This is a genomic window from Citrobacter sp. wls619 (assembly GCF_005281345.1).
Classification (GTDB): Bacteria; Pseudomonadota; Gammaproteobacteria; order Enterobacterales; family Enterobacteriaceae; genus Citrobacter.
Genome location: NZ_SZXJ01000061.1, coordinates 1 through 232, shown reverse-complemented (window position 1 = coordinate 232; position 232 = coordinate 1). Strand labels below are relative to the sequence as shown.

At 57.8% G+C, this 232-nt stretch carries 1 pseudogene; it reads right to left on the bottom strand.

Going from position 1 to position 232, the window contains the following annotated elements:
* Positions 1-232 (bottom strand): annotated as a pseudogene (locus FDX19_RS13540) (type VI secretion system tip protein VgrG); the annotation flags it as partial.

Here is a 232-nt window from a genome sequence, read left to right as displayed (position 1 = left end):
GTCGTCGTCCGGTCATTCAGCACTTCCGTGTCCATGTTCTTCTGCGCATGGATATAGACCTGCTCCTTATCCGTCGCGTCCTCGAACCGCAGCTCGTTGAACCCGCTCCCTTTGTAGGTTTTTGAACGGATGGTCATCTGCGTTTTGGTGCCGGGCAGTCTCCCCGGCGAACGGTTGTCCTCATGGTATGTCCTGCCCATCACTATCGGCTGGTCCGGGTCCCCGTTCAGGA